Below are 22353 nucleotides of genomic sequence, written 5' to 3'. Positions count from 1 at the left end.
CAGTTTTCTGTGGCACTGTGGAAGTCCAATGTCCAAAGCATCACCTCGCCGGTTGTCGGCATCACGAATCCTGGCACGAATCACGGTCATCCTCTTGTGCCTTGGCCTTGCCGTGCTCATGGCTTTCCACCAGCAGATTCCCGACGTCGCGGGACTGGGGCTCATACTTGACAATTTAACCCCTTGGCTCGGCCTGGGCATACCACTGCTGCTGCTCTTGACCATCGTCCTCGGCGGCCGCGCAACCTACGTTGCGCTGCTGGTGCCAACTGTTGTCTGGGGTGTTCTTTTCGGGTCTGCGGCCTTGCCCTCCGCGCCCGTCGATAGCCAGGATCCCTTGGTAGTCGCTTCGCAGAACGTCCACCAGGATGCGGTGACCTCGGCCCGCTCCCTGGCCGAATCGGGAGCCGAAGTCATCACGCTCCAGGAACTGGGCGAGGGCCAGATTGATCTGGTGACGGACGCCCTGAAGCGGAGCCATCCGTACTACTACTCAGTGAGCACCGTGGGCCTATGGAGCAGCTACCCGCTGTCCAACCCCGAACCGCTGGACTTGGGTCTGGGCTGGGACCGCGCACTGCGCGCCGACGTCGACACCGAATCCGGGCCGGTCCGCGTGTACGCGGTCCACGCCGCTTCGGCGCGCCCGACGGGCCATGATGAGCGCGACACCATGCTCGCGTCCCTGGCGGACTACGTGGCCAAGGATCCTTCGTCCAAGGTCATTGCCGCCGGCGACTTCAACGCCACCTCGACGGACCGCCACTTCGCCCCGGTCGCTGACCAGCTGGACGATGTGCACTATAGCGCCTGGGGTCTGGCGATGACCTGGCCGCGCACGCCATTCGCCATGCTCGGCATCGACCACGTCATGGTCCGCGGCGTCACCGGCACCTCTCTCGACCGCATTCCTGCCGGCGATTCCGACCACTACGCCCTGCGGGCGTCCGTGGACCTGGCCGGCGGCTAGGACAGGCCGGTCTGGCGCAGGGTGATATTGATGCGTCCGCCGCCCAGCTCGCATTCTTGCGGTGCCGTCCCCGGATGGATCTTCGTTACCGCGTGATAGGCGAAGCGCGCCGGCCCGTCGAAGACGAACAGGTCTCCCGAGGCGAGGCGCACCTCCTGCCAAGGCTTGTTGCGATGCTCCGTGTTACCCAGTCGAAAGGTCGCGGAATCGCCCAGGGACAGCGAGACCACCGGCGCATTGATCCGTTCTTCGGCATCCTGGTGCATACCCATCGTGGCATTGACGTTGTAGTAGTTCACGATGGCCGCGTCCGGTAGATAAGACTGCGCCTTGGCCTGGTCCCCCGTCGCGTCGTTGACCGCACGGCGCCCGAGCTCCACCAGCCAAGGTTCCATGGGCGCCACCGGCTCCCCATTGATGTCGTCGGCCGTGCGCGAATAGCTGTGGGGGCTCCAATGCCAGCCCAGACACAGGCTCTGCACGCTCATCGGGTGCCCGTTGACCAATGTCTGATGCGGCGGAACCGGCCCGTTTCCCCATTCGAAGAACCGGTTGATGATCCAGGACTGCATTTCAGGCGAAAGCCAGCCGGGCACATGCCAGGCGCCGGGACGCAGTAGCCTCGGCTCGCGCGGCAGCGCGCTGTCATCGAAGAGAAAGTCCATGGGTTCCCTGCCTCTAGTCTGCGAATTATCCGTCCCGCGGCGGCTGTCGTGCCGCCACCGACTGTAGCATCCGGCCCCGGCAAGCCGGACGAACACGGTTTATATGTGCTCTGGACAACCTTCTCCCACGCCAAGGCGGAGTTAAGAGGACTTTCGAAGCATCCGTACGTAGGATCATTGGCATGGCATCAATACAGGTTGCAGGCGAGGCATTGGTCGACATCGTCAATGGGCTCGCATATCCAGGCGGATCCCCACTGAACGTGGCCGTGGGACTGGGACGTCTGGGGCATGAAGTGACACTCCAGACCGGAATCGGCGGCGATGAGCACGGCCGCGCCATCATCGAGCACTTAAATGCGTCAGATGTCCTGCTCGGCCCTGATTCGGTCACGGAATCGGCCACCAGCACCGCCACCGTGTCCCTGGATTCCACCGGCCAGGCCACCTACGACTTCCAGCTCGATTGGAACTTAGAATCTGTGGTCCCCACCGATGCGCAGATCCTCCACACCGGTTCCATCGCCGCCTTTGCCGAGCCGGGCTGCTCGCGGATCCATGAAGTCTTCGCGGCCTCTCCGGCGCATCAGCTGCGCAGCTATGACCCCAATCTCCGTCCCGCCTTGGTGGACAAGCGCCGTGCCGTGATTTCCCGCATCGAGAAGCTGTGCGCCTTGAGCCATGTGGTCAAGCTCAGCGACGAAGATGCCCTGTGGCTCTACCCAGGTTGGGATACCGCACGGGTGCTCGGGCACCTGCTGGCGCGCGGCGCCAAGCTCGCGGTCATGACCTTCGGGGTGCGCGGCTGCGAAGCACGCACCGACCAGCTTGAAGTCTCCATGCCGTCTTTGCAGGTCAGCGTCGCAGACACCGTGGGCGCCGGAGACGCCTTCATGTCCGGGCTGCTCCATGCAATCGGCAACGGCCCGCTACTGCAGGCGCTGGTGTCCAACGAGAATCTGGACGAAGACGCATTGGAGTCAGCGCTGCGCACCGCTTCGCTGTCCGCGGCGCTGACGGTCCAGAAAATCGGAGCCAATCCCCCAACTCTCGTCGAGCTCGAGAGCTGCCTGTCGTCCGTCGAGTTCTAACGACCGGTTGATGCTCCACACGCCCAGCGGATATGCCACGTTGTGTGCCACAACATATTCCCCCACAAACATCGGATGTCTATGATGGTAAGTATGGCTGTTACAGACGCGGCGATCACGCACATCAAAGAGATGATCCTCAACGGGGAGCTCTCCCCCGGCGATCGTTTGCCGCCCGAGAAGGAACTTTCGGAGAAGCTCGGACTATCGCGCTCTTCGCTGCGCGAAGCTGTCAAGGCCTTGGAACTGATCCGGGTGCTGGATGTTCGCCGCGGCGACGGTACCTATGTTACGAGCCTGGAGCCGGGATTGCTGGCGGAGGCCATGGGGTTCGTGGTGGATCTGCACCGGGACAGCTCCGTGCTGGAGCTGCTGGAGGTCCGGCGGATCCTGGAGCCTTCGGCTGCGGGTCTGGCTGCCCAGCGTCGGGACGAGGAGCATCTGGCAGCCCTTGAGGAATCCATTTCCCATGTCAATGCCGGAACAGAGCTTCCGGAACTGATCGAGCATGATCTGCAGTTCCATTCGATCATCGCCCAGTCAGCCAAGAACTCGTATCTGGAGACCCTGCTGGATGCCCTGTCCAGCAAGACCGTACGCGCCCGCGTGTGGCGTGGACTCACTCAGGACAACGCCGTGCAGCGCACGCTGGACGAGCACCAGGCCATCCTGGCCGCGATCCGCAACGCCGATGCCGACCTGGCCCGAGCCCTGGTGACCGCTCACATCTCCGGGGTCGAAACCTGGCTGCGCCGCGCAACGACCTAGTCTTCCGAACGACCATCGGAGCACAGCCGAAACCCCCGGGCATCATTTGATCTCCGGGGGCTGTTTGTACCACCTCCCGATGCCAAGCCCACACGGTTGGCATCGGGAGATGGAAGCTTCTACTCGTAGAGGTTCGCGGCGATTTCCTCGTCATCGATGTTCTTGGCATCGTACCACATGGCGCCGGTATCGATGACCTTCTCCACGCTTTCGCCCTTGATCGCCTGGGCGGCAGCCTTCACGGTCTGGTAGCCGATGTCCACCGGACTCTGGGTCACGGCTCCCGCCTCGACCCCGGAGCGGATGGCGTCCAGCTGGGCCTTGCCCGAGTCGAAGCCGACCACGGTCAGCTTGTCCTTCATGCCCAGCTCCTCGACCGCCTTGACCACGCCGATGGCAGAGCCCTCATTGGTCCCGTAGATGCCCTTCAGATCCGGGTTGCCGTTGATGATGGTTTTGGCCAGGTTCGCGGACTCGAGCTGGTCGCCGCCGCCGTACTGCACGGTGACGATCTCGATGTCCGGGTACTTCTGCTCGATGGCTTCGACAAAGCCGTCGCGGCGGTCCTTGCCGGAGGTCGAGGTCTGGTCGTGGGCCACGATGGCGACCTTGCCCTTGCCCCCGATCAGCTCTGCCATGTGCTCGGCGGCAATGGCCGCGGCGCCCTTGTTGTCCGTGGCTGCGGTGGCGATCGGGATGTCCGAATCCACGCCGGAATCGAAGGCGATCACCGGGATGTTGCGGGACTTCGCTTCCTCCAGAGCAGGCGTCGCTGCCTGGGAATCCAGGGCCGCGAAACCGATTGCATCGGGATTCTTGGACAGCGCAGTGGTCAGCATCTCGATCTGCTGGGCCACGTCCTTTTCGGTGTCCGGGCCTTCGAAAGTGACCTCGACGCCGAATTCCTCGCCCGCCCGCTCGGCGCCGGCCTTGACCGACTGCCAGAACTGATGCTGGAAGCCCTTGGAGACCACCGCGACGTAGGGCTTCTCCCCGCTGTCCGCGTTGGCGTCCCCGGCCGGAGCCGTGGATTCGCAGGCGGTCAGTGACAGGGCCATCAGCGCGGCTGCGGCGGACAGTGCGAGTGCTTTCTTGCGGAACATCAGAGTACTCCTTGTGGGGTGATTGCGAGTTGATAGTGCAGAGGTTGGTGGTGCGAAGACACGTCCGGCAGCCGAACGGGTCATTTTCCTTCGGAGGTGTCCTTTCGACGGAGCATGTCGACGTAGACGGCCAGCAGGATGACGCAGCCGATAGCCACGGACTGCCACTCCTGCGGAACATTGATGATGCGCAGGCCGCTGGTGAGCACGGACATGATCAGCGCACCGATCACGGTTCCGGCGATCGATCCCTTGCCGCCCTGCAATGAGGTGCCGCCGATGACCACCGCAGCGATTGCCTGCAGCTCGTAGCCCGCGCCCTGCCCCGGCTGTGCCGAGTTCAGCCGCGAGGCGATGATGACGCCGGCCAGGCCGGTGAACGAACCGGCCAGGGTGTAGATCCACATCTTCCAGCGGCGCACGTTGATGCCCGACAAAGCGGTGGCCTGCTCGTTGGAGCCGATCGAGTAGGTGTAGCGGCCGATGAGGGTCTTGCTCAGGATCACTCCCGCGATCACCGCGGCGATGAAGAAGATGAACACGGCATTCGGGATGATCAGCCCCGGGATGCTCTTGCCCAAGGCCAAGTTGGAGAATCCAGGAGTTTCATTGAAGTAGATCGGCTTGGTTCCCGAAATCACCAGCGCCAGCCCCTGGGCCACCATCATCATTGCCAACGTGGCGATGAAGGACGGGATACGCAGGTAGGACACCAGCAGGCCGTTGACCAGGCCCATGACGGCGCCGGCCAGCACACCGGCCAGTACGCCGACCGCCAGCGGAAGGCCCAGGTAAGTCAGGGTCACGCCGACCATCACGGAAGTCAGCGACATTCCGGTGCCCACCGACAGGTCGATGCCGCCGGTGATGATCACGAAGGTGGCGCCAAGGGCCAGCAGGCCGATCACCACTGTTGACAGGAGAATGTCGGACAGGTTGTTCGGCGTCAGGAACAAGGGGTTAATAAGACCGAAGATGATCACCAGCACCACCAGGGATGCCAAGGCCATCAGCTGCTGCATGCGCGAGCGCAGGCGCAGTACGAACTCCGAGGAAGCGGTCCCGCCGGAGTCCGGCTTCGGAGCCAGGTCCTTGGTTGGACGCTCTGTGGTCGTGTTGCTCATACTGATACCGCTCCTCGATTGCTGCGGGTGGCAAGGTCCATAATTTTTTCTTGGGTGGCTTCGTGTCTTTCCAGGAAACCGGTGATGCGCCCTTCGGACATGACCGCGATGCGGTGCGACATACGCAGCACTTCGGGCAGTTCTGAGGAGATCATGATGATCGATTTGCCGCTGGCGGCCAGCTCGTCGAGCAGGTCGTAGATTTCTTCCTTGGCGCCCACATCGATGCCGCGCGTGGGCTCGTCGAAGATCAGCACGTCGCAGTCCTTGACCAGCCACTTGGCAATCACGATCTTCTGCTGGTTGCCGCCGGACAGGTTCTTCGCGGCCTGGTGCATGGACGGGGTCTTGATGCGCAAGCGCTGGATCTGCTCCCCGGCGATGTAGTTGAGCATCTTGTCCCGCATGAAGCCGAACTTGTTCAGCTTTCCCAGCGTGGAGAGCATGATGTTCTGGGAAATATCCGCTTCAAGCATCAACCCCAGATGCTTTCGGTCTTCGGAGAGGTAGCCGATCCCCAGTTCCGCAGCCGTGGCCGGGTTGGAAATCTTCACTCCCGCGCCGTCCAGGGTGATCGTGCCTGCGCTGATTCGGTCCGCCCCGACGATGGCCCGGGCGACCTCGGTTCGCCCGGCACCCATCAGGCCGGCGAAGCCGAGGATCTCCCCGCGGCGGAGATCGAATCCTACGTCCTTCAGCAGCGCCTTGGTCGACAGGTCTCGCACCGACAGCCGTACCTCGCCCAGTTTCGGAACCGGCTTCATCTGTATCTGCGCTGCCACCTTGCGGCCCACCATCCGCGAAATGACCTCCGGCATGGTGGTCTGCTCGGTGTCCAGGGTGTCGACGTACTCGCCGTCGCGGATCACGGTGATGCGGTCGGAAATGGCCTTCAGCTCGTCCATGCGATGGGAAATGTAGATCGCGGCGGTTTCATCGGTGATGAAGCGGCGGATGATGGCGTGCAGCGTGGCCACCTCGGAATCGTTTAGCGCCGCGGTCGGCTCATCCAGGATCAGCAGCTTCGCGTCGAAGCTCAGCGCTTTGGCAATCTCCACCATTTGCTGCCGGGCAACGGTCAGCTCGCCGACTTTCTGTGCCGGGTCGAGGTTAACACCGATTTTCTCGAACAGTGCGCTGGCCTGGCGGTTCAGCGCTGCGTCGTTGATGAACGGACCGAGCATCGGCTCGCGGCCGATGTAGATGTTCTGCGCGACGGTCAGGTCCTGCATCAGGTTGAATTCCTGATGAATGATGCTGATCCCCAGTTCCTGGGCGATTTTGGGTCCCGTGATGTCGACGTTGCTGCCGTCGAACCGGAAGGATCCCGAGTCGGGGGCGTAGATGCCCGACAGCAGTTTCATGAGTGTTGACTTTCCCGCGCCGTTCTCGCCCACCAGGGCCAGAACTTCGCCGTGGCGCACGGTCAACTGCATATCGGCCAATGCCCGGACTCCCGGGAAGCTCTTGTTGACCCCATCTACTTCAAGCAGCAAATTCTCCACGCCACACCTCCTAACATCGGATGTTTAGATTGAAATTACCCGTCTTTGGGTTGCTCTGCAAGACTTTTTCGCGGAATTGTTCAGATCAGTCAGATGATTTCTGCGTTGCTCCGGTTGCGGCCATAAACCCGTTTCCAGGTCCCCGACCAGATGCTTTCCCGCTCAGCCAGCGAAAGCTCGTCCACGGCAGAGGAAATGGCCCGCAGATTTTGCCCATAGCCGTGACCGGCCACGGTCATGGGCCAGTCTCCGCCATACATCAGACGTTCCGCGCCGAAGCAGTCAAGCGCCACCTCGATGGCGACGCGCACCGACTCGGGGCTGAATCCGGGGCCGAAGTCAAGGCCGGAGACTTTCGATGTCACCGCCGGATACGCTGCTATCAGGCGCAGCATCCGTTCCCAGTCCGCCATGGCTTCAGCCCCTCGGATGAACGGTGGCTTAGCGAGGTGGTCGATGACAAGACGCAGCCCGGGGACAGCGTCCAGCAGAACCGGCGCCTGGTGCAGGTGCCGCGGGTACGCATCGGGGATGTCCAGTGGAACCCCTGCCTCGGCCAGCAGGCCCAGCGAATCACGCACCGCCGGGCGCAGGATGAAGGCCGGATCAGGCTCATCGTGGATCAGATGGCGCACCCCAACCAGCATTCCTCCGGGAAGCCAGCGCTCCAATTGAGCTTCCGCGGCACGCGGATCCGACAAGTCGACCCATCCGACCACACCGGCTACCCAGGCATGGGTTGCGGCGGCGGCCAGCAGGTATTCGGTCTCAGCCTCCGAATCGGAGGCCTGCACAAGAACTGCTCCGTCGATCCCGTGCTCGCGCAGCACGTCGCCGGCCTGAACGGCCGGGAAATCCGCATGCAGCTTGCCCAGTTGCGGGCCGAGCCACGGGTGCGGCACCGGCCCGTCCAGTTCCCACAGATGCAGGTGCGCGTCGATTCGCATCATGGGGCGCACATTTCCAGCGCGCTGGCATCGAGCAGGCCACGGGCTGCCAGCGCGTCCCATACCGCAGGGTCAACGCTTCGCTCGTAGCGCCGGGCATTTTCCACTGCCTGGCCTGCGCTGGAGGCCCCCAAAACCAGGGCGACGACCGCCGGATGCGATGCGGCAAACCGCACCGCCACGGTGGGCAGGTCGGTGCCGAAGTCGCTGGCGACCGATGCGATGGCCCGCGCGCGGTCCAGCAGTTCCTGCGGCGCCTGCGAGTAGTTGTAGTTGGCGTGCTCCGGCACCTGGGCCCGGGCCAGCAGGCCCGAGTTGTAGACTCCGACGTTGACCACGCCCACCTCGCGACGGGCGCAGTCGGCCAGCAGCTCCGCTCCTGGCTGTTCCAGCAACGTGTAGCGTCCGGCCAGCATGACCAGATCGATATCTGCGGCGGCAAGGCAAACGCCTGCGGCCTGCGCGCTGTTGGTTCCCACGCCGACCGCCGCGACGAGCCCCTCGTCGCGCAGCTTCAACAGCGCGGGCAGCCCCTGCTCGATCCCCTCCCGCAGGTCATAGGCATCGGGGTCGTGCAGGTAGGCGATATCCAGCTGCTCGATGCCCAGCCGCTCGAGGCTCGATTCGACGCTCCGGCGAATCCCGGCTTCGCTGGGATCCCAGCGGCGCACGGTGTCTGCCAGCACCGCGAATCCCTGGTCATCCAGCGCACCCTGCGGGTTGTCCCGCGGTTCGAGCAGACGGCCGACCTTGCTGGAAATCACCAGTTCCCCGCGCGCGCCGCTCTCCCGCAGCCACGCGCCGAGCCGACGTTCGGAGAGTCCCAGCCCGTAGTGCGGGGCGGTGTCGTAGTGCCGGGCGCCGGCGTCGTAGGCCGCCTGCAGGGTATCGAAAGCTTGGAAGTCGGAGACCTCACGGTACAGGTTTCCGATTCCTGCCGCGCCGAAGCCGAGTCCGCGGCCCGTTCCCGGGTCCGCGAAACCCAGCGCGGTCAGTGCCTCACGCATCGATGCTCCGTTCGTAGTCGGTGGCGAAGTCCCACACCTGGCCAAGGCCCCGGTCGTCTCCCGAATAGTCGTCCTGGACCTCGAGGTATTGATTGATTTCTTCCTGCCACGCCAGGTTGTGCGGATCCTGCGCCAGCTGGCGCCGCATCCGGGCATAGTCGTCGACCTCGATGAGGTGGAACAGCTCCCGTCCGCTGCGCCAGATCCGCCAGTTGCACACCCCGGCTTTGGCCATCGCCGCGTTCAGCCGCGGCGCCAGGCTTGCATGCGCGGCGTCGTAGCCGGTCTCGCAACCGGGCTTAATCCTCGTGTGCAGGGCAATTTCTTCCATCGGTCTCAAGCCTCGACGCTCTGCGGCTGCCAGACCATGCCAATGGGAAACTCGTAGTCGCTCAGGGTCCCGGCAGTGATTTCGTAGCCGGCTCCCGGCAGCTTGGGCGGCCAGTAGGCGCCGTCATGCACGTCGATCGGTTCCAGGAAGTGCTCGTGCAGGTGGTCCACGAATTCGATATAGCGGTCTTTGCGCTGCCCGGAGACTGCAAGGAAGTCGAACATCGACAGGTGCTGCACCGCTTCGCACAGCCCGACGCCGCCGGCATGCGGGCAGACCCGGACACCGAACTTCGCGGCGAGCAGCAGGATGGAGATGTTCTCATTCACCCCGGCCACCCGCGACGCATCAAGCTGCAGCACCTGCAGCGCATCAGCCTGGAGGAATTGCTTGAACAGGATGCGATTCTGGCAGTGCTCGCCGGTCGCCACCGGAATGGGGGCGATGGCCTTGGCAATGCGGGCATGGGCCAAGACGTCGTCCGGGCTCGTCGGCTCCTCGACCCAGGCGATGTCGAATTCGGCCAGGGCCTTGACCCACTCAACGGCCTGCTCCACGTCCCAGCGCTGGTTGGCGTCGATGGCGATCTTGATGTCGGGCCCTACCACCGCGCGGGCAGTGCGCAGGCGCCGGATGTCGTCGTGCAGATCCGCACCCACCTTCAGCTTGATCTGGCTGAACCCCTGTTCCACCGCTTCGGTGGCCAGGCGCGTGAGTTTGGCATCGGAGTATCCCAACCAGCCCGGCGTGGTGGTGTAGGCGGGGTAGCCCTGTTCCAGCAGCAGGGCACGGCGCCCCTGCTTGCCCGGTTCTGCGGCGCGCAGGATCTCCAGCGCCTCCTCGCGGGTCAGCGCGTCACTCAGGTACCGGAAATCAACCAAGTCGACAAGTTCCTCCGGGGTCATCGCGGAGAGCAGTTCCCACAGCGGCAGCCCTGCGCGTTTGGCCTTCAGGTCCCACAGCGCATTGACAGCGGCGCCGATTGCCATGTGCATGACGCCCTTTTCCGGGCCGAGCCAGCGCAGCTGCGAATCATGCACAAGATCGCGCCAGGTCTTCCCCATATCCCCCAGCACCTGCTCGACATCCAGCCCGACCAGAAAGGGCTCCAGCGCCTGGATCGCGGCGGCCTGCACGTCGTTGCCGCGCCCGATGGTGAACACGAAACCGTGTCCCTCCAGGCCATCGGCGTCATCGGTACTGATCACCAGGTAGGCGGCCGAGTAATCCGGGTCGGGATTCATGGCATCCGACCCATCCAGCTCCCGTGACGTGGGGAATCGAACGTCAATCGTCTTCAAGCCGGTGATTAGGCTCATGGGTCCTCCCGAAGGCTAAGTCCAGATATCTCATCTGTCGAGCTGTGATGCAACCGGTGCATCAATGTATCTTCGATCACAGCGTAAACATCATATGTTTATCTTGTCAAAGTCTATTTTTTGACTAAAGTTGTGAACCACAACGCATGAATGATCGGATGCTTGGAGGCATTGATGAAGTTTTTGAGAGTGGGAAACCCCGGGGAAGAACGACCGGTAGTGCTCGATGAGTCACTGCGCGCCTACGACCTGGCATCCCTGACGGCGCAGATCGACGGGGCGTTCTTGGCCTCCGGAGGCATCGAGCGCACCCGTGCTGCACTGGCCGCCGGCGACTTGGAGGACCTGGGCTGGAAACTTGAGGACCCCGGAGCCGAAACCACCCCGAACGGCGAGCGCATCGGCACGCCGATCAGCCGGCCTGGAAACATCATCTGCATCGGCATGAACTACGCGGCGCATGCACGTGAATCAGGCGCCGAACCGCCGCAGATTCCGGTGGTGTTCCTCAAGCCCGCCAACACCTTCGCAGGCCCGTACGACAGCGCCCCGATTCCGCCGGACGCGCAGAAGTACGATTGGGAAGTCGAGCTTGGTTTCGTGATTGGGCGGGAAACCAGCTATGCGGCTTCCCGGGAGGAAGCAGCGGCAGCGATTGCCGGCTATGTCGTGGCCAACGACCTCTCCGAACGCGCCTACCAGCTGCCGGGCGAAGCCGGCCAGTGGACCAAGGGCAAGTCGTTGCCGGCTTCCACGCCGGTGGGCCCTTTCTTCGTCCCCGCCGATGAGGTGGACGGGCACGATCTGGCCTGCAGGTCCTGGATCAACGGCGAGGTGCGACAGGATTCCAGCACCTCGGATTTCATCTTCGATCTGCCCTCCATCGTGGAACACCTGAGCCAGTACATGCTGCTTGAGCCCGGGGACCTGGTCCTCACCGGCACCCCTGAGGGCGTCGCCCTGTCCGGACGGTTCGACTATCTCAGCCACGGAGACATCGGGGAATTCGAGATCGAGCACCTGGGCCGCCAGCGCCAGGACTACTTCCAGAAAACCGCACGCTAAGGAGCGCGATGAATCAGCATATTCAAGACTTGCAGGGCCTGCGGGCCATCGTGACCGGAGGGGCCTCGGGTATCGGGGCCGCGGTCGTGGAGGAACTGGCTGGCCGCGGCGCGTCGACTGCCATCCTCGACCTGGATATTTCCTCGGTACCGGAGGGGCAGCTGGCCTTCCAGTGCGATGTCGGCGAGCGCGCCTCGGTGGACGCAGCGGTCCAGGCCGCAGCGGCCGCGCTGGGCGGCATTGACCTAGTAATCAACAACGCCGGCATCGGTGCCCAGGGCACCGTGGAGGCGAACGACGATGACGAATGGGCCCGGGTGCTGAATACCAACGTCACCGGCATCGCCCGCGTCACCTCGGCGGCCTTGCCGTTCCTGCGGGATTCGCAGGCGGCCGCCGTGGTCAACACCTGCTCGATCGCGGCTACTGCGGGCCTGCCGGAACGGGCACTGTACTCCGCCTCGAAGGGCGCCGTGTACTCGCTGACGTTGGCTATGGCCGCGGACCACATCCGCGAAGGCATCCGCGTCAATGCGGTCAACCCGGGTACCGTCGACACCCCCTGGGTGGGCCGGCTGCTGGATTCGGCGGCCAATCCCCAGGCCGAACGCCAGGCGCTCAACGCCCGGCAGCCGCACGGACGACTGGTCTCCGCGAAGGAAGTCGCCACCTCGGTGGCCTACCTGTGCAGCCCGCTGTCCTCCTCGACCAATGGCGTTGCCCTGGCGGTTGACGGCGGAATGCAGGCATTGCGCCTTCGCCCGGTGGGTTGAGCCCGGCATAGGTTGCTAGAGTTCGGATGCAGGCATTTCGCATCATTCGACCATGGAGGCAGTAGTGGGCAGCAAGGTCCCGGCAGCGGACAACACCTTGAGGATTCTGGGTTTGCTGGCGTCCCGCAAGGCCCCGACGCCCGCGGCGATGATCGCCAGGTTGTTGGACTTGCCGCGTTCCAGCGTCTACCAGCTGCTGACGGTCATGCACGAACACGGCTTCATCGCGCACTATCCGGAGGACAAGTCCTACGGACTGGGGGTTGCGGCTTTCGAGCTCTCCAGCGCCTACACACGGCAAGAGCCGCTGGCCCGGCTGGGCGCGCCACTGGTGGCCCAGCTGGTGGACAAGGTCGGCGAAAGCGCCCATCTGGCGGTGCTGCACGGCTCGGACGTGCTGTATATCGTGGAGGAACGAGCCAAGGGCCGGCCCTCGCTGGTGACCGATGTCGGCGTGCGCTTGCCCTCGCACTTGGTCGCCTCCGGACGCGCCATCCTAGCCGCCCTGCCCAAGTCCCAGGTGCGGGCGTTGTATCCGACCCCTGCGAGTTTTTCGGGCCGCGAGACGCAGAGCACGATTTCAAGCTATGCACAGCTGAGGCGCGAATTGGACCAGAGCGCGCAACGCGGTTACGCGATTGAACGCGGGGACCTCACCGCCGATTTCAATTCGCTCGCGGTGGAGATCCGCGACGCGAGCGGATGGCCGGTGGCTGCCGTCGCGGTGACGTTCCTGGGCGACCGGATACCGGAAGACCAGTGGGAAAAACTGCTAGAGCCCATCCGCGCCACCGCGGCCCAGCTGACTGCCCGGCTGCATGGGCACCGCAAGCAGTAGCGGTCCGGTCCATGCTCCCCCGTAGACAGCAGCGGGCCGGCCGAATACCACACGATTCGACCGGCCCGCTGGTCTGGTTTCCCGGCATATTCCTCCGGGTCGCTGCGCGCTAGGGGCGGCGCGTTTCAGCACTCAGGAACCACGCCTGCTGCTCCAGCTCTGCGATGTACTGGTGCAGGATGTCTGCGGTGGTCGGGTCATCCTCATCCACCGGGTCATGGACTTCGCGCATGACATCCACGGTGGCTTGGACAGCCTTGACCATGATGTCCACGCCGTCAGTGGTCAGCACCTCGGTGTTGACCGGCTGCTCGATGCGCGTGTACTTGGCAATGGTGGACGCGAGGCCGTCGGGAGTGGCGTGCAAGGCGCGCATACGTTCGGCGATTTCGTCCGAACCTCGGCGGGCAATGGCCACCACTTCATCGATGTTCAGGTGCAGGTCGCGGAAATTCGGTCCCACGACGTTCCAGTGGATCTGCTTGCCGACCAACTGCAGGTCCAGCATGTTCACCAGAACAAGCTGCAGCGAATCACGCAGCACCTCCGTTGCCACAAATCCATGTTCCGCATTCTCCAGCGAAGTCTTGCTTGCAGGCGTACTCTTCTTGCTCGACATACATGATCTCCTTTGCAGACTCAAGGGTCAATCCTGCCGGGTTTCCCCAGCTTACATTCCGCACGCTACCCTCATTGCCTTCAGCACTGAAGCCCGGCCTGGAAGCACACGGGAGACATTCAGGATTCATGAAGAAAGGGTGGCGGAAAACTCCGCCACCCTTCATTCAGTTGTATGGGGCGTCCGGGTCGGACGCGCCGCGCTTCGTGCTCCGCGTCTAGGAGCCGGCATCGGTTCCGCCGTGAAGATGGTCCAGCTTGCTGGGTCCGGCGGCCAGCCGGAAGATTCCCCAGAGCATGGTCAGCATTGCCCAGATCGCTCCGAGCCAAAGGGGTGCAACATCCGCGGAAGATCCGTGGGGCACCACATAGATAAACGAGAGGAATAGTGCTGCCACCAGCGCTCCGCCGACGACCAGCCCGATTCCCAAGTGCTTCTTGTGCGGCATGGCTTCTCCTTCGTTGGTGCTGCCCGCCGTACGTGGGCAGATTCAGTGAGCGGTGATTGGGTACCTGTCCAAATGTCCTCCCCTGCATTGCTGCGTTCGGCCACGGGCTTCCCCATGGTGCAAACAGCATAGTCCCTTGCCTCCGAATTGTCCCGGATGCACCGTAAACCCCGGGGCCTCACCTAGGAAACAGGAGCCATTGGTCCTATCGGTTCCCGTAGGCAAGACCGCTGCCCCAAGCCACGGGCTGGAAGCTTCCGTGCAATGGAACAGGACATGAGCCAGCGAATCGGCCAAGATGGAAGAAACGACCATTCAACCGAACAAGGAACAGCATGCCAGCGCCACGTACCAAACGCACCGTTTCGACCCTCGCCGCGCTCATGCTGGCGATCCCGCTGGCCGGCTGCGTGAGCATCCAGCCGCAGGAGGAAAGCCCCGCGCCGACCGCCTCGGCCGTTCCCACCGCGACAGCCTCCATCCAGGGCACCGCGACCCCGCTGCCCAAGGATCCCACCAGCACCGAAGGCAGCCTGGGCACCGTGCCCAAGGAAACCGCCGGCGACAGCTTCCAAGCGGGATTCGACAAGATTCTGGAACACGCGCAGAAGAAGAAATGCTCGCAGGATACCGATATTTCCGAGGACGGCCAGATTCTGCTGCTCGTCGGAGACTGCAAGGATGTTGCGATCACCGGCACTGGCAATATGATCGTGGCCAACAACGCCCGTTCCGTTGCCATCAGCGGGGCGGGGAACATTGTTGCGATCAAGAGCCTGCGCCAGGTGGAGGTCAGCGGCGTCGGCAACGTGGTGGCATGGCGCAGCGGCGACACCCACGTCACCGACAGCGGCCAGAGCAACTCGCTGGGCCGCAACGCGCTGGACGGCGTGGAGCTGGCCTTCTAGACGGCTTGTCCGGCATTTCAGACAGTACGGGTGGATTCGCGGCCTTGCGCCGCTGAAACTGGCGAACAATGGGAAACAAGAACACTCCTCCCACCGATTGGATTCCCATGACCGTGAAGCTTTCGACCACTGTCACCCTGCAGCGCTTCGGCGCCACCGCCGCCGATGTCATCGCCGTGGCCCGCCACGACGCCCGCATCGAGATCTCCCGCGAGGTCCTCGACGAGCTGGCCAACGTCCGCGCCCACATTGATGCCCTGGCTTCTTCGGATACCCCCGTCTACGGAATTTCCACCGGCTTCGGCGCCCTGGCCACTCGCCATATCGCGCCCGAGGACCGCGCCAAGCTGCAGCGTTCGCTGATCCGCTCGCACGCCGCCGGAATGGGCGCTCCGGTGGAGCGCGAGGTCGTGCGCGCACTGATGTTCCTGCGCGCCAAGACTCTGGCTTCGGGACGCACCGGCGTGCGCCCGGTCGTGCTGCAGACCATGATCGACCTGCTCAACGCCGGCATCACCCCTCTCGTGCGCGAATACGGCTCGCTGGGCTGCTCGGGCGACCTCGCTCCGCTGTCCCACTGCGCCCTGGTGCTCATGGGCGAGGGCGAGGCCACCGATGCCCAGGGCAACCTGCGCCCGGTCCCCGAGTTGCTCGCCGAAGCCGGCATCACCCCGGTCCAGCTGGCTGAGAAGGAAGGCCTGGCGCTGGTCAACGGCACCGATGGCATGCTCGGTCAGCTGCTCATGGCGCTGGCGGACCTGGACGAACTGGCGGACATCGCCGATGCCACCGCAGCCATGAGCGTCGAGGCCCAGATGGGCACCGACCAGGTCTTCCGCCCCGAGCTGCACGAGCCGCTGCGCCCGCATCCGGGACAGGCGCGCAGCTCTGCAAACATGTTCGCTTTCCTCTCCGACTCCCCCGTGGTCGCCTCGCACAAGGAAGGCGACGGGCGGGTGCAGGATGCCTACTCGCTGCGCTGCTCCCCTCAGGTCAACGGCGCGGTGCGCGACACGATCGCGCATGCCCGCATGGTCGCAACCCGAGAACTGGCCGCGGCCATCGACAACCCGGTGGTGCTGCCCAGCGGCGAGGTGACCTCCAACGGCAACTTCCACGGCGCCCCGGTGGCCTACGTGCTGGACTTCCTGGCCATTGCAGTCGCTGACTTGGGCTCGATTGCCGAGCGCCGCACCGACCGCATGCTGGATCCAGCCCGCTCGCGGGAGCTGCCGGCGTTCCTGGCCGATGACCCGGGAGTGGATTCGGGCATGATGATCGCCCAGTACACGCAGGCCGGGTTGGTTGCCGAGAACAAGCGGCTGGCCGTGCCGGCCAGCGTAGACTCGATTCCTTCCTCGGCCATGCAGGAAGACCACGTGTCCCTGGGGTGGCACGCGGCACGCAAGCTGCGCACCGCGGTCGCGAACCTGCGCCGCATCCTGGCCGTGGAGATGCTCATCGCCGGCCGCGCGCTGGATCTGCGCGCGCCGCTGCAGCCTGGCCCGGCCACCGGTGCCGTCTTGGAACTGCTGCGCACCAAGGTCGCCGGCCCCGGCGAAGACCGCTTCCTGTCGGCTGAATTGGAGGCCGCGTGCGAGCTGCTGGAATCCGGTGCCGTGCACGAGGCGCTGCAGCCTTATCTTTCCCGGGGATAGCCGAAGCTGTTGGTTTCCCGACATTTCCGCCCGAACGGCCCGGATTGAGCGTAAACTTGATTGTCGGGAAACGGCATCCAAACCACGAAAGAAACATCGTATGCAACGGACCATGTTCAAATCCAAGATCCACCGGGCCACGGTCACCCAGGCGGACCTGCACTATGTCGGGTCGGTCACGGTTGATTCCGAGCTGCTTGCGGCCTCGGACATCCTCCCGGGCGAACTGGTCAGCATCGTGGACATCACTAACGGCGCTCGGCTGGAAACCTACACCATTGCCGGCGAGCCGGGCAGTGGCGTCATCGGCATCAACGGCGCGGCGGCGCATCTGGTCCACCCGGGCGATCTGGTCATCTTGATCAGCTACGCGCAGATGGAAGACGCAGAAGCCCGCAGCTACGTACCTAGCGTGGTGCACGTCGACGCGGACAACAAGATCATCCACCTGGGCGACGACCCGGCGGTGGCCGTGGGCGATGACGTCCAGACTCCGCCGTTCGCGCTGGTCACCGGGCGCTGACTCCCGGGGATCGCTTCAGGCACCAAGCAGGCCGCCGGCATCAGCCGGCGGCCTGCTGCGCGTTCCGGGAGCCTACGAACCGTCGCAGTCGAATTCGGGGCAACCCTGCCAGCGCTTGGAGAAGTAGCCGATGATGTCCAGGGCGCTGACCATCGGATACCGCCTGGCATGCCGGCCGTACACGCGGTCGATGGCGTCATCGACGGCCATCCTGAAGAAGCTGCACACCTCGTCGTAGCGCCAGACTTCCATGACCAGCTCGAAGAGCTCCGCGTAGCTCAGCTCGCGGCGGCGCTCCAGGCCTAGCTGGCGCGAGATGCTCCAGATGATTTCCCGGTTCAGCTCGTGCCCCTCGCCGCACTCGCACCACCTCATGCCGGTGGCCGGCATGGCCCACACCCACGAGGAATCTCCGGGCGGGCCGCCGCCCACATCGTTGAATCCGATCTCATTGCCTGCTGCGCTCATGAGGCTCCCCGCTCCCTTCCGCTCTGCTCAGATCCAGGCCCGGTGGATTCCGCAGCCTGCCGGGCTTTCCGCCAGCCCGTCCGCGCCGAATCCCTTCCCCAGCACTCCGCGAAGCAATTCGAACATATCTAGACTCTACTCTATTTATTAGTACATATGTTCTATTCTTTAGAACTTCCTGCCGCCGGCAACGATCGTAATTCCGAAGCCTGCGGTGCGGATCCCGCCGCGGCAAACAGTCGCTGAGTAGAATCAAACGCTAGGTGGCCGATCTCAAAATGCTCGGGTGCGAGAGAAGGAGAAGCAATGTCCAATAACGTCCATCCGGATGACTCCCCCGAGGCTCCGCATCGCCAATGGAACGAAATCCTCCAAGAAACCCGCGTCATGCAGACCGGGGTTCAGATTCTGGCCGCGTTCCTGGTGATCCTGCCGTTCCAGGCGCGATTCACCATGCTCACCGATGTGGAGGAAATCCTCTACGTCATACTGCTCGTGTTCTCAGCCTTGCTGATCGTGCTGATGCTGGTGCCGGTGCTGGTCCACCGCTACCTCTTCGGCCAGCGCCTGAAAGCGACGACCGTGCTGCTGGGCCACCGCGTGGTCAAGGTCGTGGGTATCAGTGCCGGACTGCTCGTGGCGGGCAGCGTCTGGTTCGTTATCCAGGTGCTGGTCGGATGGCCGGTCTCGGTGTATGTCGGGGGCGGCCTGATGCTCGCAACATTGTTCCTGCTGGTACTGCTGCCACGGCTGCTCACTCCCCGCGGCAGCATGCCGGAATCCTACGACGAGGGCTGAGACCGAGTCTTCATGCTGGCCGCCATGCGGTCCACATGGCGCAGCATGAGCTTCATGGGCAGGTGCCGAATGGCCTTGGGGAGGACGCGGGAGGCCGCCCAGGCGGCTCGCACCATCATCCGGTTGCGCAGCTCGACCTTGCGGGTCAGCTCGTATCCGAACTGCTCGCGCACCGGGGGCGGCAGCTGCGCGATGGTCACGTCGCGCATCAGCGGCAGCGCCACCCTGATCCACCACGGTGCGCGGGAACCGGCAAACAGCTCATCGGCCAGCGTGCGGATCTGCTCCGTCACCTGGAGGTCCGCCGTGATCCCGGCGAAATAGTCGTTGAACCGGGCTTCGCTGCGCGGCCAGAAGTCGGTGGGCATCTGCAGCGCATCACCCAGCCGGGCGTACTGCAGGTACAACTCCGCGCTCGCGTTCTTATCCCACTCGGGAAGGACCTGCGCGCCGATCACCCGAGCCGAGTCGAACAGCGTGGCGGCAACCCACAGCTGCAGCCGCGGATCCAGCGCCGAGTAGGCGGGCGCGCCGGTGGTTTTGTCCCGCGTCCCGTGCACGGGACGGTGCGCCTCATCCACATAGTCGATGATGGTGCGCTGCTGCTCGGCGGTACCGTTGCTCAGCGCGTAGATGTAGCCCAGGGTGTGCAGCAGCCGGGAGAGCGGGTTGGAGGCGAAGTCCGAATGCTCCGCGATGGCCCGGCCGATCTGCGGATGCGCCAGCTGCAGCAGGATCGCCCGGCCGGCGCCCAGCAGCAGCGCGGATTCGGGGGCGGCCTTGGCCAGCTGGTCGCGAGGAAGCGGCTGCGGCTCGGGTTGGGGATTCACCCTTCGAGCCTACGGGGCTCACCTGTCAGCGTCCTGATAACACCCTCCGCTTCACGTCGGTGCCAAGCCTAGAGGTTCTCCAGGCTGCGCGGGTATGAGGACTGCGCGCCATGGGCTTGCACCGTCAGCGCGGCGAACTTGCCAGCGAATTCGGCCGCTTTCACCAGGTCGTCGCCTTGGGAAATCCTGGCGGCGAGCGCACCGGTGAAGGCATCTCCGGCTCCGGTGGTGTCGACCGCATCCGCCTTGACTGCGGCAAGCTGCTCAATCCCTTGTCCCTGCGCAACCAGGCACCCCTGGGCGCCGAGGGTCACCACCACGGAGGAGACCCCGTGGTCGATCAGTTTCCGGGCAATCACCGGTTCGCTCTCGGTGCTTACTTCGCTGGTGCCGTCAAGCAGTGCCAGCACCAGCGCCGCCTCGTGCTCGTTGACTACCAGCGGGTCCGCGGCCAGCAGGTACTCGCGCGGCAGCTCGATGACCGGTGCAAGGTTCAGCACCACGCGGTCGCTGGCGGCATCCATGGCCGCGGTGATGCCGCTGGCAGGGATTTCACCCTGGAGCACGAGGATTCCGCGCAGCTCGCCGAGGGAGGATACGGCATCGCCGGTGACCTGGGCATTGGCCCCTGGCACCACGGCGATGGAGTTCTCCGCGGCAGCGTCGACCTGGATGATGGCCACCCCGGTCGGGTGGGTCGTGCGGGCCACGCGGTCCAGCAGCACACCGGCCTCTGCCAGTTGGCTCAGCGCCACCTCGGCATGGGCATCACGGCCGACGGCACCGATGAATTCCGTGGTCGCGCCGGCCAGCCGGGCGGCGAGCGCCTGGTTGGCTCCCTTGCCGCCGGGGGTGAGCTGGTAGGAATCCGCCAGTACCGTTTCCCCCGGCCCGGGCAGTCGAGCCATCAGCGCGGTGATGTCCACATTGCTTGAACCGACGATCGTGACCTGTGGATGTTGCATGGTTGCCTTGCTCTTTCAGCCGTTCCCGGGGGCCGTCGTGGGCCCCGCCACCAGAAAAATTCGCCGCCAGGATGCAGCATGTGACACTCAAGCCTATGACCGGTCCGCGGCGGTGTCGAACCGGACCGCGCGAATGGCTGCCCTAGGATCTTGGCCGTGACGGCCGAGCGTTGACTATCATGGGAAGCGTGTCGGTAAATCAGCTTTCGGACAGCGCGCAGAACTATCTCAAAATCATCTACGGCCTGGCCGAGTGGTCCCAGGAGCCGGTGACCGCCAGCGTCATCGCCGGCAAGGCGGGCATGAAGCTCTCGACGGTCTCCGGGGCCCTGTCCAAGCTGCGCCAGCAGGGGCTGCTGGACCACGCCCCCTACGGCGCGGTGAACCTCACCGATCTGGGGCGCGACTACGCGGTGACCATGGTGCGCAGGCACCGCCTGATCGAGACCTTCCTGGTGCAGATGCTCGGCTACCGCTGGGACCAGGTCCACGACGAGGCAGAACAGCTGGAGCACGCGGTCTCCGACTTCATGATCGCGCGGATCGACGAGCTGCTCGGCCATCCATCCCGCGACCCCCACGGGGATCCCATCCCCACCGCGGAAGGGCAGATCAGCATCCCGAAGGCGGTCTCGCTCACGGAAATCACCGATGGTTCGCAGGTGCAGGTCGAGCGGATCTCGGATGACGATTCCCAGCTGCTGCAGTACTTCTCCGACCACGGGATCACCGTTGGCGCACGGCTGTCCATCCAGCCGGGAGACGCCTTCTCCGACACCGTCGAGGTGGCCTCCCCCAAGACCGGGGCCCCGCTGCGCCTGGGCCAGCGGGCCACCAGCGCCGTCTGGGTCTCGGTGATCGGTCGAGCTTAGCGGAGCGGCGGCCGGGGAACCGCAGATGGTTCCCCGGCCGCCGCGCTCCGGCTGGCGAAGTCTAGGCCTTGACCTCCAGCTGGGCGATGAACTGCGGAAGCTGGGCCACGCCGTCCAGGATCACATCGTGCTCGTGGACCTCGAGGTCCTCGCGCCCCAGCTCGCCGGTCAGCACGCCCACGGCGATGACGCCGGCGTTCTTGGCTGCCTGCAGGTCGTTGACGGTGTCGCCGGCGGCGATTACCTTGCGCACGTCGCGGATTCCAGTCAGTTCCATCACGCGGTGGATCATGTACGGTGCCGGACGGCCGGCGGCCACTTCGTCCGCGGTGACCACTGCGTCCAGCAGTTCGCCCTCGCCTGCGGCCCAGCCCAGCTGCGGCAGGATCACCGATGCGACGTCGCGGGAGAACCCGGTAGTCAAGGCGATCTTGACGCCCTGGGCGGAGAGCTTCCGGAAGGCTTCGACAACACCCGGCAGCGCGACCGGCGGATTCTGCTCGTAGTAGGAGAACAGCAGCTCGCGGAAACGCTCGAAGGTGGCGTCGACCAGCTGCTTCTCGGGCACGCCGCCGCCCAGGGTGATCAACGCGGTGATGGCTTCGCGCTTCTCGGCGCCCATCCAGGTCTGCAGGTTCTGCGCAGTGACCTCCGCCCCGGTTTCGCGCACGCTGTTCTCCAGCGCACGGTAGACATCGGCGTGCTCATCGATGGTGGTTCCGGCCATGTCGCAAACGATCAGTTCAATCACGGTGTTT

Annotated in this window: 25 protein-coding genes; 11 read left to right on the top strand and 14 right to left on the bottom strand. The window is 64.5% G+C overall.

The annotated features are described in order from the left end of the window. Positions 1 to 28 precede the first annotated feature (28 nt). Complete coding sequence (locus ATC04_RS03975) at positions 29 to 970, top strand: endonuclease/exonuclease/phosphatase family protein (RefSeq protein WP_147407272.1); 942 nt, start codon at positions 29 to 31, stop codon at positions 968 to 970. On the opposite strand, the gene ATC04_RS03970 is transcribed toward ATC04_RS03975, so the two are convergent. Beyond that, on the bottom strand, positions 967 to 1635 hold the full coding sequence (locus tag ATC04_RS03970) for an alpha-ketoglutarate-dependent dioxygenase AlkB (protein ID WP_047120036.1): 669 nt from the start codon (positions 1633 to 1635) through the stop codon (positions 967 to 969). The two genes, ATC04_RS03975 and ATC04_RS03970, sit on opposite strands and share 4 nt — an antisense overlap. 182 nt (positions 1636 to 1817) lie before the next feature. Between ATC04_RS03970 and ATC04_RS03965 the strand changes: the two genes are divergently transcribed. Both ATC04_RS03965 and ATC04_RS03960 read left to right on the top strand, forming a co-directional pair. After that, positions 1818 to 2726 (top strand): carbohydrate kinase, encoded by a 909-nt coding sequence (locus ATC04_RS03965; RefSeq protein WP_047120037.1) that lies wholly within the window; start codon positions 1818 to 1820, stop codon positions 2724 to 2726. A gap of 93 nt (positions 2727 to 2819) precedes the next feature. Further along, positions 2820 to 3494, top strand: a complete 675-nt coding sequence (locus ATC04_RS03960) for a FadR/GntR family transcriptional regulator (RefSeq protein WP_047120038.1) — start codon at positions 2820 to 2822, stop codon at positions 3492 to 3494. A gap of 119 nt (positions 3495 to 3613) precedes the next feature. Here the strand turns inward: ATC04_RS03960 and ATC04_RS03955 are convergent, their stop codons facing one another. The 7 genes from ATC04_RS03955 to ATC04_RS03925 all read right to left on the bottom strand — a co-directional run bounded on the left by ATC04_RS03955 (position 3614) and on the right by ATC04_RS03925 (position 10830). Then, the gene (locus ATC04_RS03955; RefSeq protein WP_047120039.1) at positions 3614 to 4597 is read right to left on the bottom strand and encodes an ABC transporter substrate-binding protein; all 984 of its coding nucleotides are present in this window, start codon (positions 4595 to 4597) and stop codon (positions 3614 to 3616) included. A gap of 80 nt (positions 4598 to 4677) precedes the next feature. Next, a complete protein-coding gene (locus ATC04_RS03950; protein ID WP_082123977.1) occupies positions 4678 to 5721 on the bottom strand; it encodes an ABC transporter permease in 1044 nt (347 codons plus the stop codon). Further along, entirely contained in the window at positions 5718 to 7226 is a 1509-nt protein-coding gene (locus ATC04_RS03945) for a sugar ABC transporter ATP-binding protein (protein ID WP_047120040.1), read from the bottom strand. Before ATC04_RS03945 ends, ATC04_RS03950 begins: the two co-directional genes overlap by 4 nt. 89 nt (positions 7227 to 7315) lie before the next feature. Further along, positions 7316 to 8176 (bottom strand): amidohydrolase family protein, encoded by an 861-nt coding sequence (locus ATC04_RS03940; RefSeq protein WP_047120041.1) that lies wholly within the window; start codon positions 8174 to 8176, stop codon positions 7316 to 7318. After that, complete coding sequence (locus ATC04_RS03935) at positions 8173 to 9180, bottom strand: aldo/keto reductase (RefSeq protein ID WP_047120042.1); 1008 nt, start codon at positions 9178 to 9180, stop codon at positions 8173 to 8175. The genes ATC04_RS03940 and ATC04_RS03935 overlap by 4 nt, the downstream gene beginning before the upstream one ends. Continuing rightward, on the bottom strand, positions 9173 to 9511 hold the full coding sequence (locus ATC04_RS03930) for an L-rhamnose mutarotase (protein ID WP_047120043.1): 339 nt from the start codon (positions 9509 to 9511) through the stop codon (positions 9173 to 9175). The genes ATC04_RS03935 and ATC04_RS03930 overlap by 8 nt, the downstream gene beginning before the upstream one ends. A 5-nt stretch (positions 9512 to 9516) precedes the next feature. Next, positions 9517 to 10830, bottom strand: coding sequence for an L-fuconate dehydratase (locus ATC04_RS03925; protein ID WP_047120044.1), 1314 nt, complete (start codon positions 10828 to 10830; stop codon positions 9517 to 9519). 174 nt (positions 10831 to 11004) lie between these two features. On the opposite strand from ATC04_RS03925, the gene ATC04_RS03920 reads away from it, so the two are divergent. The 3 genes from ATC04_RS03920 to ATC04_RS03910 are packed head-to-tail and all read left to right on the top strand — an operon-like array spanning position 11005 to position 13506. Further along, entirely contained in the window at positions 11005 to 11895 is an 891-nt protein-coding gene (locus ATC04_RS03920) for a fumarylacetoacetate hydrolase family protein (RefSeq protein WP_047120045.1), read from the top strand. An 8-nt stretch (positions 11896 to 11903) separates the two neighbouring features. After that, entirely contained in the window at positions 11904 to 12668 is a 765-nt protein-coding gene (locus ATC04_RS03915; protein WP_197413513.1) for an SDR family oxidoreductase, read from the top strand. 52 nt (positions 12669 to 12720) lie between these two features. Continuing rightward, positions 12721 to 13506 carry an IclR family transcriptional regulator gene (locus ATC04_RS03910; protein WP_047120046.1) on the top strand — a complete coding sequence of 262 codons (786 nt, stop codon included), beginning with the start codon at positions 12721 to 12723 and terminating at the stop codon, positions 13504 to 13506. A gap of 109 nt (positions 13507 to 13615) precedes the next feature. Here the strand turns inward: ATC04_RS03910 and ATC04_RS03905 are convergent, their stop codons facing one another. Both ATC04_RS03905 and ATC04_RS03900 read right to left on the bottom strand, forming a co-directional pair. After that, the gene (locus tag ATC04_RS03905) at positions 13616 to 14125 is read right to left on the bottom strand and encodes a DNA starvation/stationary phase protection protein (RefSeq protein ID WP_047120047.1); all 510 of its coding nucleotides are present in this window, start codon (positions 14123 to 14125) and stop codon (positions 13616 to 13618) included. Positions 14126 to 14342: 217 nt separating this feature from the next. Further along, positions 14343 to 14573 (bottom strand): hypothetical protein, encoded by a 231-nt coding sequence (locus tag ATC04_RS03900; RefSeq protein WP_047120048.1) that lies wholly within the window; start codon positions 14571 to 14573, stop codon positions 14343 to 14345. A gap of 335 nt (positions 14574 to 14908) precedes the next feature. Here ATC04_RS03900 and ATC04_RS03895 point away from each other — a divergent pair, with 335 nt between their 5' ends. The 3 genes from ATC04_RS03895 to panD all read left to right on the top strand — a co-directional run bounded on the left by ATC04_RS03895 (position 14909) and on the right by panD (position 17662). Continuing rightward, positions 14909 to 15481, top strand: coding sequence for a DUF3060 domain-containing protein (locus tag ATC04_RS03895; protein WP_047120049.1), 573 nt, complete (start codon positions 14909 to 14911; stop codon positions 15479 to 15481). Positions 15482 to 15588: 107 nt separating this feature from the next. After that, on the top strand, positions 15589 to 17139 hold the full coding sequence (gene hutH / locus ATC04_RS03890; protein ID WP_047120050.1) for a histidine ammonia-lyase: 1551 nt from the start codon (positions 15589 to 15591) through the stop codon (positions 17137 to 17139). A 100-nt stretch (positions 17140 to 17239) separates the two neighbouring features. Then, a complete protein-coding gene (panD, locus tag ATC04_RS03885; protein WP_047120051.1) occupies positions 17240 to 17662 on the top strand; it encodes an aspartate 1-decarboxylase in 423 nt (140 codons plus the stop codon). Positions 17663 to 17734: 72 nt separating this feature from the next. On the opposite strand, the gene ATC04_RS03880 is transcribed toward panD, so the two are convergent. Then, on the bottom strand, positions 17735 to 18130 hold the full coding sequence (locus ATC04_RS03880) for a hypothetical protein (RefSeq protein ID WP_047120052.1): 396 nt from the start codon (positions 18128 to 18130) through the stop codon (positions 17735 to 17737). Positions 18131 to 18436: 306 nt separating this feature from the next. On the opposite strand from ATC04_RS03880, the gene ATC04_RS03875 reads away from it, so the two are divergent. Beyond that, positions 18437 to 18928 carry a DUF6328 family protein gene (locus ATC04_RS03875; protein WP_047120053.1) on the top strand — a complete coding sequence of 164 codons (492 nt, stop codon included), beginning with the start codon at positions 18437 to 18439 and terminating at the stop codon, positions 18926 to 18928. Here the strand turns inward: ATC04_RS03875 and ATC04_RS03870 are convergent. Together ATC04_RS03870 and ATC04_RS03865 are read right to left on the bottom strand one after the other, a co-directional pair. After that, a complete protein-coding gene (locus ATC04_RS03870) occupies positions 18913 to 19758 on the bottom strand; it encodes an oxygenase MpaB family protein (protein WP_052772482.1) in 846 nt (281 codons plus the stop codon). The genes ATC04_RS03875 and ATC04_RS03870 overlap by 16 nt on opposite strands. 68 nt (positions 19759 to 19826) lie before the next feature. Then, positions 19827 to 20723 carry a ribokinase gene (locus ATC04_RS03865; RefSeq protein ID WP_047120054.1) on the bottom strand — a complete coding sequence of 299 codons (897 nt, stop codon included), beginning with the start codon at positions 20721 to 20723 and terminating at the stop codon, positions 19827 to 19829. Between the two features lie 188 nt (positions 20724 to 20911). Between ATC04_RS03865 and ATC04_RS03860 the strand changes: the two genes are divergently transcribed. Continuing rightward, positions 20912 to 21595 (top strand): metal-dependent transcriptional regulator, encoded by a 684-nt coding sequence (locus tag ATC04_RS03860; RefSeq protein ID WP_047120905.1) that lies wholly within the window; start codon positions 20912 to 20914, stop codon positions 21593 to 21595. Between the two features lie 61 nt (positions 21596 to 21656). Here the strand turns inward: ATC04_RS03860 and ATC04_RS03855 are convergent, their stop codons facing one another. Next, positions 21657 to 22346, bottom strand: coding sequence for a phosphonatase-like hydrolase (locus ATC04_RS03855; RefSeq protein ID WP_047120055.1), 690 nt, complete (start codon positions 22344 to 22346; stop codon positions 21657 to 21659). Positions 22347 to 22353 lie beyond the last annotated feature (7 nt).

It is taken from the genome of Arthrobacter sp. YC-RL1 (assembly GCF_001454985.1).
GTDB lineage: Bacteria > Actinomycetota > Actinomycetes > Actinomycetales > Micrococcaceae > Glutamicibacter > Glutamicibacter soli.
This window is presented reverse-complemented; position numbering and strand designations above follow the sequence as displayed.

Coding starts and splice junctions, on each gene's coding strand:
- ATC04_RS03935 (WP_047120042.1), bottom strand. CDS start 9,180: ATGCGTGAGGCACTGACCGCGCTGGGTTTCGCGGACCCGGGAACGGGC.
- ATC04_RS03915 (WP_197413513.1), top strand. CDS start 11,904: ATGAATCAGCATATTCAAGACTTGCAGGGCCTGCGGGCCATCGTGACC.
- ATC04_RS03930 (WP_047120043.1), bottom strand. CDS start 9,511: ATGGAAGAAATTGCCCTGCACACGAGGATTAAGCCCGGTTGCGAGACC.
- ATC04_RS03865 (WP_047120054.1), bottom strand. CDS start 20,723: ATGCAACATCCACAGGTCACGATCGTCGGTTCAAGCAATGTGGACATC.
- ATC04_RS03940 (WP_047120041.1), bottom strand. CDS start 8,176: ATGATGCGAATCGACGCGCACCTGCATCTGTGGGAACTGGACGGGCCG.
- ATC04_RS03960 (WP_047120038.1), top strand. CDS start 2,820: ATGGCTGTTACAGACGCGGCGATCACGCACATCAAAGAGATGATCCTC.
- hutH (WP_047120050.1), top strand. CDS start 15,589: ATGACCGTGAAGCTTTCGACCACTGTCACCCTGCAGCGCTTCGGCGCC.
- panD (WP_047120051.1), top strand. CDS start 17,240: ATGCAACGGACCATGTTCAAATCCAAGATCCACCGGGCCACGGTCACC.
- ATC04_RS03965 (WP_047120037.1), top strand. CDS start 1,818: ATGGCATCAATACAGGTTGCAGGCGAGGCATTGGTCGACATCGTCAAT.
- ATC04_RS03970 (WP_047120036.1), bottom strand. CDS start 1,635: ATGGACTTTCTCTTCGATGACAGCGCGCTGCCGCGCGAGCCGAGGCTA.
- ATC04_RS03925 (WP_047120044.1), bottom strand. CDS start 10,830: ATGAGCCTAATCACCGGCTTGAAGACGATTGACGTTCGATTCCCCACG.
- ATC04_RS03905 (WP_047120047.1), bottom strand. CDS start 14,125: ATGTCGAGCAAGAAGAGTACGCCTGCAAGCAAGACTTCGCTGGAGAAT.
- ATC04_RS03975 (WP_147407272.1), top strand. CDS start 29: ATGTCCAAAGCATCACCTCGCCGGTTGTCGGCATCACGAATCCTGGCA.
- ATC04_RS03880 (WP_047120052.1), bottom strand. CDS start 18,130: ATGAGCGCAGCAGGCAATGAGATCGGATTCAACGATGTGGGCGGCGGC.
- ATC04_RS03920 (WP_047120045.1), top strand. CDS start 11,005: ATGAAGTTTTTGAGAGTGGGAAACCCCGGGGAAGAACGACCGGTAGTG.
- ATC04_RS03900 (WP_047120048.1), bottom strand. CDS start 14,573: ATGCCGCACAAGAAGCACTTGGGAATCGGGCTGGTCGTCGGCGGAGCG.
- ATC04_RS03955 (WP_047120039.1), bottom strand. CDS start 4,597: ATGTTCCGCAAGAAAGCACTCGCACTGTCCGCCGCAGCCGCGCTGATG.
- ATC04_RS03875 (WP_047120053.1), top strand. CDS start 18,437: ATGTCCAATAACGTCCATCCGGATGACTCCCCCGAGGCTCCGCATCGC.
- ATC04_RS03950 (WP_082123977.1), bottom strand. CDS start 5,721: ATGAGCAACACGACCACAGAGCGTCCAACCAAGGACCTGGCTCCGAAG.
- ATC04_RS03910 (WP_047120046.1), top strand. CDS start 12,721: ATGGAGGCAGTAGTGGGCAGCAAGGTCCCGGCAGCGGACAACACCTTG.
- ATC04_RS03895 (WP_047120049.1), top strand. CDS start 14,909: ATGCCAGCGCCACGTACCAAACGCACCGTTTCGACCCTCGCCGCGCTC.